Annotated in this window: 10 protein-coding genes and 1 pseudogene; 1 reads left to right on the top strand and 10 read right to left on the bottom strand. The window is 71.5% G+C overall.

Going from position 1 to position 13,650, the window contains the following annotated elements:
* Nucleotides 1-146: 146 nt before the first annotated feature.
* The 7 genes from topA to bldG form a co-directional block, all read right to left on the bottom strand.
* Nucleotides 147-3,023, bottom strand: a complete 2,877-nt coding sequence (topA, locus tag E4198_RS11275; protein WP_136183038.1) for a type I DNA topoisomerase — start codon at nucleotides 3,021-3,023, stop codon at nucleotides 147-149.
* A gap of 222 nt (nucleotides 3,024-3,245) precedes the next feature.
* Nucleotides 3,246-3,443 carry a hypothetical protein gene (locus E4198_RS11280; protein WP_136183039.1) on the bottom strand — a complete coding sequence of 66 codons (198 nt, stop codon included), beginning with the start codon at nucleotides 3,441-3,443 and terminating at the stop codon, nucleotides 3,246-3,248.
* A gap of 194 nt (nucleotides 3,444-3,637) precedes the next feature.
* Nucleotides 3,638-5,188 (bottom strand): class I SAM-dependent methyltransferase, encoded by a 1,551-nt coding sequence (locus tag E4198_RS11285; protein ID WP_247597633.1) that lies wholly within the window; start codon nucleotides 5,186-5,188, stop codon nucleotides 3,638-3,640.
* Nucleotides 5,189-5,259: 71 nt separating this feature from the next.
* Nucleotides 5,260-5,823 carry a small secreted protein gene (locus tag E4198_RS11290; protein ID WP_136183041.1) on the bottom strand — a complete coding sequence of 188 codons (564 nt, stop codon included), beginning with the start codon at nucleotides 5,821-5,823 and terminating at the stop codon, nucleotides 5,260-5,262.
* A 221-nt stretch (nucleotides 5,824-6,044) separates the two neighbouring features.
* Complete coding sequence (locus tag E4198_RS11295; protein WP_136183042.1) at nucleotides 6,045-8,444, bottom strand: sodium-translocating pyrophosphatase; 2,400 nt, start codon at nucleotides 8,442-8,444, stop codon at nucleotides 6,045-6,047.
* A gap of 498 nt (nucleotides 8,445-8,942) precedes the next feature.
* The gene (locus E4198_RS11300; protein ID WP_027764166.1) at nucleotides 8,943-9,395 is read right to left on the bottom strand and encodes an ATP-binding protein; all 453 of its coding nucleotides are present in this window, start codon (nucleotides 9,393-9,395) and stop codon (nucleotides 8,943-8,945) included.
* Nucleotides 9,396-9,526: 131 nt separating this feature from the next.
* A complete protein-coding gene (gene bldG / locus E4198_RS11305) occupies nucleotides 9,527-9,868 on the bottom strand; it encodes an anti-sigma factor antagonist BldG (protein ID WP_019547857.1) in 342 nt (113 codons plus the stop codon).
* Nucleotides 9,869-10,064: 196 nt separating this feature from the next.
* Between bldG and E4198_RS11310 the strand changes: the two genes are divergently transcribed.
* Nucleotides 10,065-12,440 (top strand): DEAD/DEAH box helicase, encoded by a 2,376-nt coding sequence (locus E4198_RS11310; RefSeq protein ID WP_247597634.1) that lies wholly within the window; start codon nucleotides 10,065-10,067, stop codon nucleotides 12,438-12,440.
* Nucleotides 12,441-12,473: 33 nt separating this feature from the next.
* On the opposite strand, the pseudogene E4198_RS11315 reads toward E4198_RS11310, so the two are convergent.
* The 3 genes and pseudogenes from E4198_RS11315 to E4198_RS11325 form a co-directional block, all read right to left on the bottom strand.
* Nucleotides 12,474-12,860, bottom strand: a pseudogene (locus E4198_RS11315) (Rv3654c family TadE-like protein); the annotation flags it as partial.
* Nucleotides 12,857-13,285: a TadE family type IV pilus minor pilin gene (locus E4198_RS11320; protein WP_348771298.1), complete on the bottom strand. Its 429-nt coding sequence runs from the start codon at nucleotides 13,283-13,285 to the stop codon at nucleotides 12,857-12,859. The gene E4198_RS11320 and the pseudogene E4198_RS11315, both read right to left, overlap by 4 nt.
* Nucleotides 13,286-13,319: 34 nt before the next feature.
* Entirely contained in the window at nucleotides 13,320-13,586 is a 267-nt protein-coding gene (locus E4198_RS11325; protein WP_136183044.1) for a DUF4244 domain-containing protein, read from the bottom strand.
* Nucleotides 13,587-13,650: the final 64 nt, after the last annotated feature.

Below are 13,650 nucleotides of genomic sequence, written 5' to 3' on the forward strand. Positions count from 1 at the left end.
CCGCCGACAGCACGAGCGGCCGCCCGAACATTCGCACGCCTCCGCAGGCCGGACGGGGCGCGCCTACGGGCGGCCCGGGAACGCCCCGGCGATGCGCCGGACCCGCGGCTCCACGCGGTGGTACGTCCCCGGGGGCCCTTCCCGGGCTACTTCCCGGCGGTGCTCTCCGTCGCCGCGGCCTTCTTGGCGGTGGTCTTCTTCGCCGTGGACTTCTTGGCCGCCGTCTTCTTCGCGGTCGTCTTCTTCGCGGTCGACTTCTTGGCCGTGGACTTCTTGGCCGTCGACTTCTTCGCGGTCGTCTTCTTCGCGGTCGACTTCTTCTTCGCCGGCCCCTTCGCCCGCTTCTCGGCGAGGAGTTCGTACCCGCGCTCCGGCGTGATCGTCGCGACGTCGTCGGTGGTGCGCAGCGTCGCGTTCGTCTCGCCGTCGGTCACGTACGGGCCGAACCGGCCGTCCTTGACCACGACCGGCCTCTCGGTGGTCGGGTCGGTGCCCAGTTCCTTCAGCGGCGGCTTCGCGGCGGCTCGTCCCCGCTGCTTGGGCTGGGCGTAGATGGCGAGCGCCTCGTCGAGGGTGATGGAGAAGATCTGCTCCTCCGACTCCAGCGAACGCGAGTCGGTGCCCTTGCGCATGTACGGCCCGTAGCGGCCGTTCTGTGCGGTGATCGCCTCGCCGGACTCCGGGTCCTCGCCCACCACGCGCGGCAGCGACAGCAGTCGCAGTGCCTGCTCCAACGTCACCGTTTCGAGCGACATGGACTTCAGCAGTGAGGCGGTACGCGGCTTGACGGCGTTCTTGCCGCTCTTCGGTGTGCCCTCGGGCAGCACCTCCGTGACGTAGGGGCCGTAGCGGCCGTCGCGCGCCACGACCGGCCGTCCGGTCTCCGGGTCCTCGCCCAGCTCGAAGTCGCCGCTGGGCTTGGCGAGGAGCTCCTCGGCCAGCTCGACGGTCAGCTCGTCCGGGGGCAGGTTCTCGGGCACGTCGGCGCGCTTGCCGGGCTGCTGCTCCGGGTCCTCGGAGAGCCGCTCGACGTACGGCCCGTAGCGGCCCACTCGGAGCACGATGCCCTCGCCCACGGGGAAGGAGGAGACGCCCTTGGCGTCGATGGCGCCGAGGTCGGAGACCAGTTCCTTCAGGCCGCCGAGGTGGTCGCCGTCACCGTTCCCGGAGTCGGCGGCAGAGCTCGCCGCTCCGTCACCGGCGCCGTCCTCGCCGAAGTAGAAGCGCCGCAGCCACGGCACCGCCTCGGCGTTGCCGGCGGCGATGCGGTCGAGGTCGTCCTCCATCTTCGCGGTGAAGTCGTAGTCGACCAGGCGGCCGAAGTGCTTCTCCAGCAGTCCCACCACGGCGAAAGAGAGGAAGGAGGGCACCAGCGCGGTGCCCTTCTTGAAGACGTAGCGCCGGTCGAGGATGGTGCTGATGATCGACGCGTACGTCGACGGACGGCCGATCTCCCGTTCCTCCAGCTCCTTGACCAGGGTGGCCTCGGTGTAGCGGGCGGGGGGCTTGGTCGCGTGGCCGTCGGCGGTCAGGTCGTCGGCCGTGAGCGCGTCGCCCTCCTGGACCGGGGGCAGGCGGCGCTCGCGGTCGTCGAGTTCGGCGTTCGGGTCGTCGGCGCCCTCGACGTAGGCCTTGAGGAAGCCGTGGAAGGTGATGACCTTGCCGGTGGCGCTGAACTCGGCGTCCCGTCCGTCCGCGCTGCGTCCGCCGACCTTCACGGTCACGGACTGGCCGACGGCGTCCTTCATCTGGGAGGCGACGGTGCGCTTCCAGATCAGCTCGTACAACTTGAACTGCTCGCCGGTCAGGCCCGTCTCGGCCGGCGTGCGGAAGCGGTCGCCGGACGGGCGGATGGCCTCGTGCGCCTCCTGCGCGTTCTTGACCTTGCCGGCGTAGGTGCGCGGCCGCTCGGGGAGGTAATCGGCGCCGTAGAGCTGCGTGACCTGGGCGCGCGCGGCGGCCACCGCGGTGTCGGAGAGCGTGGTGGAGTCCGTACGCATGTAGGTGATGAAGCCGTTCTCGTACAGCTTCTGCGCCACCTGCATGGTGACCTTCGCACCGAAGCCCAGCTTGCGGCTGGCCTCCTGCTGCAGCGTGGTCGTACGGAACGGCGCGTACGGCGAGCGGCGGTACGGCTTGGACTCGACCGAGCGGACGGAGAAGTCGGTGCGCGCCAGGCCGTCGGCCAGCGCGCGGGCGGCCTGCTCATCGAGCTGGAGCACCTGCGCGGACGCCGAGGCGGTCTTGAGCCGCCCGTCGGCGCCGAAGTCGCGGCCCTGGGCGACGCGACGGCCGTCGACGGCGCTGAGCCGCGCCCCGAAAGTGCCGGGGTCCGAGGAGTCCGCCCCGCCCCCCGCGACGGTGGCGAAGGTGGCCGTCAGGTCCCAGTACTCGGCCGAGTGGAACGCCATGCGCTCGCGCTCCCGCTCCACCACGAGCCGGGTGGCGACCGACTGGACACGGCCAGCCGACAGCCGTGGCATGACCTTCTTCCACAGCACCGGCGAGACCTCGTAGCCGTAGAGGCGGTCGAGGATGCGGCGGGTCTCCTGTGCGTCGACCAGCTTCTGATTCAGGTCGCGCGGGTTGTTGACGGCTTCGCGGATGGCGTCCTTGGTGATCTCGTGGAAGACCATCCGGCGCACCGGGACCTTCGGCTTCAGCACCTCCTGAAGGTGCCAGGCGATGGCCTCGCCCTCGCGGTCCTCATCGGTGGCGAGGAAGAGTTCGTCGGACTCCGCGAGCAGCGATTTGAGCTTCTTGACCTGGTCCTTCTTGTCGCTGTTCACGACGTAGAGCGGCTCGAAATCGTGCTCGACGTTGACTCCGAGGCGCGCCCAGGGCTGCCCCTTGTACTTGGCCGGAACCTCGGCGGCGCCGTTCGGGAGATCACGGATGTGTCCCACGCTGGCCTCGACCACGTAGCCCGGGCCGAGATAGCCCTTGATCGTCTTGGCCTTGGCGGGCGACTCGACGATCACGAGTCGGCGCCCGCCCTTGGTGGTCTCGCTGGTCGGGGACAACTTCGGCTCTTCTCTCCGGTCGGCATCGGTCTCGGTGACGCTTGCGGAGTGTGACGGTACCGCCCGCCCCCGTGTCAAACGGGAAAATGCTCCAGCGCCACTCGAACGGTAACCCGACAACCGGGTTTCCTGCCGCCCTGCCGCGCTCCCGCGCACGGCACCGGCCGCTTCGGGCGAGGGGCCGAGCGGCAGGCGGCGGGCCCGGAGGGCCCCGTCTGCGGATCAGGCCGGGGTCAGCAGGAGGAAGCCCAGCACCACCGAGAGCAGGCCGAATCCGGCGGCGAGCGCGATCGCCGCCACCGGGTGCACACCCTCGGCCACGGGTTGCCGCAGCCGGGTGCGTGTCGAGGTCCACAGGAGCAGCGCGACGCCGAAGACCGCGAGGGCCGTACCGGCGAAGGCTGCGGATCCACTCTCCATGCCGCCCATGGTGCGCACGCTCGCAGCCGCGGGCGACCGTACGACGAACGTCGGATGAACGGCACCGCCCGAACGGTGTGGTCCCGATGGCCCGCATGGCGCACACCCGGACACCGTACGGGCCCCCGGGGCGGCGCGTGCGGGCCGAGCGGCCGCAGGCCGGGGCGCGCGGGTACGGCCCGGGTACGGCCGCGTCAGGGCGCCGGGACCGGCTCCAGGAAGCCCTGTCCGACCAGGAGCCGGATCGCCTCCGGCGTGCGGTCGCGCAAGCGGACCGGGTCCTCGCCGAGCAGCTGGGCGATGGCGTCCAGAATCCGCCCTGCCGGCAGCGACCCGTCGCACACGCCTGCGAACCCGGCCCCGACCGTGTCGACCCGGGTGGCGCGCCGCAGGCCGCGGTTCTGGCGCAGCACCACGTGCTCCGGATCCTCGGCCCCGGGAAACCCCACCTGCTCCTGGACGACCTCGTCGGCCAGCGTGAAGTGGCAGCCGAGCAGGGCGGCGTCGTCGGTGGCGCGCAGGAAGTCCTGCCGCGCGAAGTGGGCGCGCACCACGTCGCCGAGCGGCTGTTCGACCGGATGCGGCCACTCCTCGATGACGACCGACGGTTCCGAGGCGCGGGTGGCGCGCAGGGTGATCCAGCCGAAGCCGACGGCCGTGGTGCCGCGGGCCGCGAACTCGTCCAGCCAGGCGTCGTAGCGGGACTCATACGCCGTCTGCCCCGCAGTGTGGTCGCCGGCGTCGCGGAGCCACAGCTCCGCGTACTGGCTGACGTCCTGCACGTCGCGCTGCAGGATCCACGCGTCGCATCCGGCGGGCACCCAGGACCTCAGCCGGTCGCGCCAATCCTCTCCGTCGCGGTGCTCCCAGTTGGCGAGGAGCTGGAGATGGCCGCCCTCGGCGAGGTGCCCGGCGGCCTGCTGCACGAGGGTGCGGCACAGGTCGTCGCCGCGCATGCCGCCATCCCGGTACTCGAACCGGCTGTCCGGCGAGATGACCAGCGGCGGGTTGGAGACGATCAGGTCGTACGGATCCTCGTCGGCGACAGGCTCCAGCAGCGACCCCTCGCGCAGGTCCGCTTCGGGCGCGCCGGAGAGGGCGAGGGTCAGGCGGGTGAAGGCGAGGGCGCGCGGGTTGACGTCGGTGGCGGTGACCCGGGCGGCGTGGCGGGTCGCGTGCAGTGCCTGGATGCCGGAGCCGGTGCCCAGGTCCAGGGCACGCGCGACGGGCGTACGGACGGTCAGCCCCGCCAGCGTGGTGGACGCGCCACCCACACCGAGGACCACGTCCTCGTACTGGCCGGCGATGCCGGACGCGCCGCCCACGGCGCAGCCGAGGTCGGAGACGATCCACCAGTCCTCGCCGTCCGGACCGCCGTACGGGCGGATGTCGACGGCGGCGCGCACCGCGGGGCCCCCGGGCGGCGCCGCGGACGGGTCGGTGCGGACCAGCCAGCCGTCGTTCAGCGCCGCGTCGAGGGGCAGCGCCCCGCGGGCCTGCTCCTCGGGGACGGGCCGCTGGAGCAGGAACAGCCGGATGAGGGTCTCCAGGGGGCCTTCCGCGCGTAGGGCGCGGCGGGCGGGAACGGTCTCGTTGCGGGCGAGCGCCGCGTACGCGGAGGCACCCAGCAGTTCCAGCAGTCCGTCCGGGGTGAACCGGGCGGCGAGCAGCGCCTCGCGGATCCGTTCGGCGGAGTCGGGCGCGGGGACGGGGGCGGGGCCGGCGGACCCTTCAGAGTTGACCACGGCGTCCATTGTGACGCCCGGGTCCGCCGGTGAGCAGCCCCCGGCGGACCCGGGCGGGCAGCGGTCGCGGATCAGGTGGTCGGCGTGCTGCCCGGGGAGGCCTTGCGGCAGCCCTCCTGCTCCGACATGGCCTGACCGAGTTCGCCGGACTGGAGCTTCTGCAGCGACTTGTCGCCGCTCTCGCCGAGGCGGCCCAGCTCCTGCGCCAGCCCCTTGAGGCCCTCGGCGAACTCGGACTGGTCGCCGGTGTCCAGCTCGTCCACGGTCTTCTTGAGGCCGGCGTAGGACTTGGACAGGCCCTTGAGCTCGTCGACCGCGTTCGTCTCGAGCTTCTCGCCGTTCTCGACCGGTGGGATGCCGGCGTCGTCGACGGCGTCCGCCAGGGCCTTGTACGCCTCGGAGATGTCCTGGAAGGCCGCCGAGTCGATCTTCTGGACCTCTTCGGGGGACTTCTTCTGCTGCGAAGCCTCGTTGATCGACTTGTTGGCCTGCTGGATCTTGTCCACCTGCGGCTTGACCTTGTCGCAGACCTTCTTGGCCCACGCCGCGGTGTCCGCGCCGTCATCGCCGCAGCCGGTCAGCGTGAGGACGAGTGCCGCACCTCCGGTCAGTGCGGCCGCGAGCTTCTTGTTCACCGATCGGTCCCTTCGTGGCTCTTCCGGCCCGGAACTTACACGCCAAGACGGCATCCGTGACGAGCCGGGCAACCGCTCTGTCACTGATTGAGCCGTTTGCCACAGCGCGTGCAGCGCCGCCTCCGATGTTTCCGTGCACGACGAGGCGGGCGGACGGGAGCTCAAGAGCCCTCGCCCGCCCGCCTGTTGGAGCAGGTCAGCCGCTCGCTGTCAGGTGTCGGTCAGGAAGTGGCGACCGCGTCCTGCGACTTCGCGGTGCGCTCGTTGTTGCCTTCCTCACCCATCGCGATACCGCGGCGCTTGGAGACGTACACCGCACCCACGATGACGAGCGCGGAGATCAACGCGATCACCACGCGCATGCCGACGCTCTTGTCCTCGCCGTAGCTGAGCTGCACCACAGCCGGACCGATCAGCAGCGCCACCAGGTTCATGACCTTCAGCAGCGGGTTGATCGCCGGGCCCGCGGTGTCCTTGAACGGGTCACCGACAGTGTCGCCGATCACGGTCGCCTCATGGGCCTCACTGCCCTTGCCGCCGTGATGACCGTCCTCCACCAGCTTCTTGGCGTTGTCCCAGGCACCGCCCGAGTTCGCCAGGAAGACCGCCATCAGCGTGCCCGCGCCGATCGCGCCCGCCAGGAACGCGGCCAGCGCCCCGACGCCGAGCGTGAAACCGACGACGATGGGCGCGAACACGGCGAGCAGGCCCGGGGTGGTCAGCTCGCGCAGCGCGTCCTTGGTGCAGATGTCGACGACCCGGCCGTACTCGGGCTTCTCGGTGTAGTCCATGATTCCGGGCTTCTCCCGGAACTGACGCCGCACCTCGTAGACCACCGACCCGGCGGAACGGGACACGGCGCTGATGGCGAGGCCCGAGAAGAGGAAGACGACGCTCGCACCGAGCATCAGGCCGACCAGCGTGCTGGGCTGCGCGATGTCGAGCACGGTCAGCATCTCCCCGGCGCCCTCGCCGGCCTCGGCGAGGGCCGAGGACAGTTCGGTGCGGTACGAGCCGAACAGCGCGGCCGCGGCGAGGACCGCGGTCGCGATGGCGATGCCCTTGGTGATCGCCTTGGTGGTGTTGCCCACCGCGTCCAGGTCGGTGAGGACCTGGGCGCCGGCGCCCTCCACGTCGCCGGACATCTCGGCGATGCCCTGCGCGTTGTCGGAGACCGGGCCGAAGGTGTCCATGGCGACGATCACGCCGACCGTGGTGAGCAGGCCGGTGCCCGCCAGCGCGACGGCGAACAGCGCCAGCAGCAGCACGCCGCCGCCGAGCAGGAACGCCCCGTAGACGCTGAGGGCGATGAGCAGCGCGGTGTAGACGGCCGACTCCAGACCGAGCGAAATGCCGGACAGCACGACGGTCGCCGGGCCGGTGAGCGAGGTCCGTCCGATGTCGCGCACCGGTTTCCGGCTGGTCTCGGTGAAGTAGCCGGTGAGCTGCTGGATCACCGCGGCCAGCACGATGCCGATGGCGACCGCGACGATCGCCAGGACCTGCGGGTTGCCCTCGTGGCCCTGGATGGCGGCCGGGACGTTGTCCAGGTCCGCGTAGCTGGAAGGCAGGTACAGGACCGCGGCCACGGCCACCAGTACCAGGGAGATCACGGCCGAGATGAAGAAGCCGCGGTTGATGGCCGTCATCCCGCTGCGGTCACTGCGGCGCGGGGCGACGGTGAAGACGCCGATCACCGCGGTGATCACACCGATGGCGGGAACCAGCAGCGGGAACGCCAGGCCGGCGTCGCCGAAGACCGCCGTGCCCAGGATGAGCGCGGCGACCAGGGTGACGGCGTAGGACTCGAACAGGTCCGCGGCCATGCCGGCGCAGTCGCCCACGTTGTCGCCGACGTTGTCCGCGATGGTGGCGGCGTTGCGCGGGTCGTCCTCGGGAATGCCCTGCTCGACCTTGCCCACGAGGTCGGCACCGACGTCGGCGGCCTTGGTGAAGATGCCGCCGCCGACTCGCATGAACATGGCGATCAGCGCGGCGCCGAGGCCGAAGCCCTCCAGCACCTTCGGCGCGTCGGCCGCATAGACGAGGACGACGACCGCGGCACCGAGCAGGCCGAGGCCGACGGTGAACATGCCGACCACACCACCCGTGCGGAAGGCGATCTTCGTGGCCTTGTGGGCGACGGCGGTGAGATCGACAGAACCCGACTTCGCGTCCTCGCCCTCGGGCGTCGCCTCACGGGCCGCAGCGGCCACGCGCACATTGCTGCGCACCGCCAGCCACATGCCGATGTATCCGGTGGCGGCCGAGAAACCGGCTCCCACGAGGAAGAACAACGATCGGCCGATGCGTTGCGCCATATCGTCCGCGGGCAACAACATCAGCAGGAAGAACACCACCACGGCGAAAACGCCGAGGGTGCGCAGCTGCCGCGCGAGATAGGCGTTGGCGCCCTCCTGCACCGCGGCGGCGATCTTCTTCATGCTCTCGGTGCCTTCACCGGCGGCGAGAACCTGTTTGACGAGCACCACCGCCACGCCGAGTGCGGCCAGGGCGACGAGCGCGATCACGATCACGAGACTGCGGTTGCCCGCGGTCAGCACGGCATCGGCGAGCTGCTGATGCTGGTGGGTCTGGAGAGGGGTGAGATGCCCCGCCATTCGTCCTCCTTGACGTTTGGCACATGGGCGCGCGCAAGCACGCTCAGGCGTCCTGCAGCAAAGATGTGGACGGATTCTAGGGAGCTGATCCGCTTCCAAACAGAGTGCGAGACCAGGAATTCGCCGTCAACAGCGAAGATCGAATGAAAGGGGCGCGAAATTTCGCCCGCGCGAGGGACCCGGGCGAATTGACCGGCGGCAGAAAATGATCTCCGCCGATGATCACAAAGGTCTTTACATTCTTCAGAGTAATGACATGTGAAAGATCACAAGAAAGGCCCGGCGCCGCGGTTTACGGCCAGGTAGACGTCCTGAGCCGTTACGCATGGGCGGCGGTGCCCGACAGCCGTGTGGCGGGCGGGATCGGCGCCCCAGCGGCGACGGGGAAACCGGGGCGGCGGACCCGCAGGCACCGTCCGCGGGCGTCGGCCCTCCGCGGACGGGTCGGCCGACGCCAGCGCATCCGAAGCCGGTCGGGCTCCGGTCAGGCCGGCCGGGTCAGGGGGCGGCGGGCGTGGGGGGTACCGCCGTGGCGGGCCAGCTCATGCGAATGGTGCCACCGGTGTCGTCGGCGGTGATTTCCACGTCGTCGACGAGACCGCTGATGACCGCGAGGCCCATGTCCCCCTCGGCCTCGTCCTCCTCCGTGGCCGGGCCCGGGATCTCGTCGCGGGCGCCCGGGACCAGGGCACCCCCCCGGCCCGGCGCGTCGTCGCCGACCTCGATCGAGAACTTCTTCTCGTCCTCGATCAGCGCGACCCTGACCGGGCTGCCGACGCCGTTGCTCATGTGCAGGCCGACAGCACGAGTGCACGCCTCACCCACGGCGAGCCGCACCTCGTCGAGCACGGTCTCGTCGACCCCGGCGCGCCGCGCGACGGCGGCGGCCACCAGACGCGCTGTCCGCACATGCTCGGGGAGCGCGCTGAAGCGGAGTTCGACGGTGGCCATGCCATCCCTCTCGGTCGACAGGTGTGCATTCACGGGCACCGCGGCTGCCCGTCGGCAGCGCGCGGGACCCCGTCATCCGACGGTCCGGGCCGTGCGCGGCGGACGCACGGCCGGACGGGGCGTGATGGGTGTCAGTCGGTGGCCGCGACGGCCTCGTCGACCGATCCGTGGATCGGGAACACCTTGGTCAGGCCCGTGATACGGAAGATCTTGAGAATGCGCTCCTGGTTGCAGACCAGGCGCAGCGAGCCCTCGTGGGCGCGCACCCGCTTCAGTCCGCCGACGAGCACACCGAGACCGGTGGAGTCGAGAAAGTCCACGCCCTCCATGTCCACAACGAGGTGGTAACTGCCGTCGTTCACGAGTTCGACGAGCTGCTCGCGCAGCTTGGGCGCGGTGTATACATCAATCTCGCCACCGACCTCGACGATCGTGCGATCGCCAACAGTACGGGTCGACAGAGACAGGTCCACTGATCCTCCAGCACCTTGCTATCGAGCGGTCCGCCCCCGGGAAACCCCGTGTGGAGAGCCCCGTCCTGGCACCCCGCCGTGGCGGAGCGGCGCAGGGGACGGATCGGCAGCCGCAGAAGCATTCAATCACTTACCGCCAGCCGTGCACGACGGCTTGCGTCCATTGTCCGTCGTGCCAGTGACACACTCGGTGCCGATGGCCAACACTCACCACCCGCAGACGGTGCTCGGCAGGCTTGCCGCCGGGGCGGACCGGGCCGCGCGCGTCACTCATACGGAGCATGTGCCCCCGCGGCCGGGGCGTCATGCAGACTGGCCTGCTCGCATCCGTGCGGAAGTGGTGGAGTGCGTGCGGCTCACCGGTATCGACCGCCTCTGGGAACACCAGGCTCAGGTGGCTTCCCTCGCCCTCGACGGGACGTCCACGGTGGTGTCGACGGGCACCGCCTCCGGCAAGTCGCTGGCCTATCTGATCCCCACCCTCAGCGCCCTGGTCGAAGGCGCCGAGGCACCGAACGGCCGGGGCGCGACTGCGCTCTACCTCGCCCCCACCAAGGCGCTGGCGGCCGACCAGCGCCGCAAGGCGGCCGCGCTCGCCACGCCGCTCGGCGACGCCGTGCGGGCCGCCGTACACGACGGGGACACCGGACCGGAAGAGCGCGAGTGGGCCCGGCTGTACGCGAACTACCTCCTCACCAACCCCGACATGCTGCACCGGGGGATCCTCCCCCAACACTCCCGCTGGTCCTCCTTCCTCCGCGCGCTGCGCTACGTGGTCGTCGACGAATGCCACACCTACCGGGGCGTGTTCGGCTCGCACGTCGCGCAGGTCCTGCGCCGGCTGCGGCGCCTGTGCGCCCGCTACGGTGCCGACCCGGTGTTCCTGCTGGCGTCCGCGACCTCGGCCGACCCCGCGGAGGCAGCCGGCCGTCTGACCGGCCTCCCGGTCACCGCAGTGACCGAGGACGCCTCGCCACGCGGCGAACTCCTCTTCGCGCTCTGGGAGCCGCCATTGACCGAGCTGTCCGGCGAACGCGGCGCCCCCGTCCGCCGCACCGCCACCGCGGAGACGGCGGAACTTCTCACCGACCTGGCCGTCCAGGGAGTGCGCACGGTGGCGTTCGTGCGCTCCCGGCGCGGGGCCGAGCTGATCTCGCTGATCGCCCAGGACCGGCTTGCACAGGTCGACCGGTCCCTCCCGCGCCGGGTGGCCGCGTACCGGGGCGGGTATCTGCCCGAGGAACGGCGGGCGCTGGAGCGGGCCCTGCACAGCGGCGAACTCCTCGGCCTCGCCGCGACGAACGCGCTGGAACTCGGGGTCGACGTCGCGGGACTGGACGCCGTCCTGATCACGGGCTATCCCGGGACCCGCGCCTCGCTGTGGCAGCAGGCGGGCCGGGCCGGCCGTACGGGCGAAGGGGCTCTGGCCGTGCTCGTCGCCCGGGACGATCCGCTGGACACCTATCTCGTGCACCACCCCGAGGCAGTCTTCTCCCACCCCGTCGAGTCGACCGTCCTGGACCCGGACAACCCGTACGTGCTCGCACCGCACCTGTGCGCCGCGGCGGCGGAGAGCCCGCTCACCGAGCGGGACGCGGAACTGTTCGGCGCCGAGTTCAGCGACCTCGTCGCCCAGCTCGAACAGCGCCGTCTGCTGCGCCGGAGGGGCACGTCCTGGTACTGGACCAGGCGCGAGCGTGCGGCGGACCTCACCGACATCCGGGGCAGCGGCGGCTCCCCGGTACAGGTCGTGGAGTCCGGCACCGGTCGTGTGCTCGGCACCGTGGACGCCGGGGCGGCCCACACCACCGTGCACGCCGGGGCGGTCCACCTCCACCAGGGACGCACCTACGTGGTGCGGAGCCTGGACCTGGACGAGTCCGTCGCCCTCGTGGAGGAGTCGTCGCCGCCCTGGACCACCATGGCCCGCGACACCACCTCGGTCTCCGTCCTGGAGACCGAGAAGGAAATTCCCTGGGGTCGGGGGCGGCTGCACTTCGGTTCCGTCGAGGTCACCCATCAGGTCGTCTCCTACCTGCGCCGGAAGCTGGTGACGGGCGAGGTCCTGGGCGAAACCAAACTCGACCTGCCGGCGCGTACCCTGCGGACCCGCGCGGTGTGGTGGACCGTCACCGAAGACCAGCTCGACGCGGCAGCCGTGGGCCCCGAGATCCTGCCCGGTGCACTGCACGCGGCCGAGCACGCCTCCATCGGCCTGCTCCCGCTCTTCGCCACCTGCGACCGGTGGGACATCGGGGGCGTGTCCGTCCCCCTTCACCCCGACACCCTGCTGCCCACGGTGTTCGTGTACGACGGGCATCCCGGGGGCGCGGGGTTCGCCGAACGCGCCTTCCGCACGGCGCGCGCATGGCTGACGGCCACACGCGAGGCGATCGCCTCCTGCGAGTGCGACGCGGGCTGCCCCTCGTGCATCCAGTCGCCCAAGTGCGGCAACGGGAACGAGCCGTTGCACAAGGAGGGCGCCCTCCGGCTGCTGCGCGAGCTGCTCGCCGGTGCGCCCTCCCCGGACAGCACCTCTCCGCAGAACGCTGGTGGCGGACGTCCCCGGTGACCCCTGCGGCCACGCCCGGGCCGGTCCGGCGCGGGCACGGGTCTTCGTCGTGTACGGCCCGGTACGGACGGCCGCCGAGACGTCCGCGACCTCACCGGCCACCGCGCACCGCACCAGCCGAGCCTTCTGGGCCCCGGCCACCTGCCGGGCCACCGCGCACGCCTCCTCCTCCCCGTGCAGGACTCGCTGCGCCGCAGCGAGGGCCGCGAGGTCTGCGGCGGCAGCGGCCCGGTGGCGGGCGACGGCGACCTGGCCCAGTGCCAGCAGCGCCCCGAACACGAGACAGAGCAGCGCGGCGCACGCAGCCCCCCACACCGAGGCGGAGCCACGGTCGTCCCGCGGCAGGGCACACCGCGGGCACAGGGCCCCCGCCCGGTCACCGCACAGTCGGTGGGCGCGCCGCCACACGCGCCGGATCACCGGTCGCCTCCGGAGGCCGATCGGCCGGTCGCCGTGGCGGCTGCCGCTGCCGGAGTACCCGTCACCGGAAGGGCTGTTCCCGCCAGGGAGTCCTCGGCCAGCGCCACCGCCTCGGCCTCCAAGGGGAGGGAAAGCGGTCCGGGCCCCGCCGTACGTGCCTCCACCCGCACCCGGACAAGGTCGCCCTCCCGCGACCACTCGACGGCGGCCCCGGACGGGGCCGCCGAGCGAGCGGTCTCCCGCACTACGGACGGCGGTTCGCCCCGGGCGGCGGCACGAGCACCCGCCCGAGCGGCGTCCTGGGTCTGGAGAGCCCCGGCGACGGCCAGCAGCCCCCACAGCAGCATCCCGACGACTGCCACGAGCGACGGCACGACGACGGCCGTCTCCGCGGTGACGTAACCGGCATCCCTCCCGCGCGCCACGACGCCCCGGCCGGAGCGCCACCGACGACTCCGGTCAGAACGTCGCATCGAGAGCCCTCTCGACGAGCTTCTGCAACGCTTCGCTCACCGGACCACTGGTGACCACCTTGTAGAGCACGGCGGCGAACGCGCAGGCCGCGATCGTGCCGACGGCGTACTCCGCCGTGCTCATGCCGGCGTCGCCGCTCCTGCCGCGCACGGCGCTCGCCCAGCGCTTCCGGTAACGACGAATCCACTGGCGCCGCCGCGGTGTGGTGCCGCATTCTCGGCCGGCGGTGGCCCGCCTGCTGGTTCGCTTCATCTCTTCCATCCGTCCTTTCGTCTCCGAGGTCGGTTTCCGTGTCCGACGCCCGGTGTCTCTCGGG

This window comes from Streptomyces sp. RKND-216 (genome assembly GCF_004795255.1).
Taxonomy (GTDB): Bacteria; Actinomycetota; Actinomycetes; order Streptomycetales; family Streptomycetaceae; genus Streptomyces; species Streptomyces hazeniae.

Excerpts from the sequence above, each read along its gene's own strand:
- E4198_RS11280 (WP_136183039.1), bottom strand. The coding sequence starts at position 3,443 with ATGGAGAGTGGATCCGCAGCCTTCGCCGGTACGGCCCTCGCGGTCTTC.
- E4198_RS11310 (WP_247597634.1), top strand. The coding sequence starts at position 10,065 with ATGGCCAACACTCACCACCCGCAGACGGTGCTCGGCAGGCTTGCCGCC.
- E4198_RS11295 (WP_136183042.1), bottom strand. The coding sequence starts at position 8,444 with ATGGCGGGGCATCTCACCCCTCTCCAGACCCACCAGCATCAGCAGCTC.
- E4198_RS11300 (WP_027764166.1), bottom strand. The coding sequence starts at position 9,395 with ATGGCCACCGTCGAACTCCGCTTCAGCGCGCTCCCCGAGCATGTGCGG.
- E4198_RS11325 (WP_136183044.1), bottom strand. The coding sequence starts at position 13,586 with ATGAAGCGAACCAGCAGGCGGGCCACCGCCGGCCGAGAATGCGGCACC.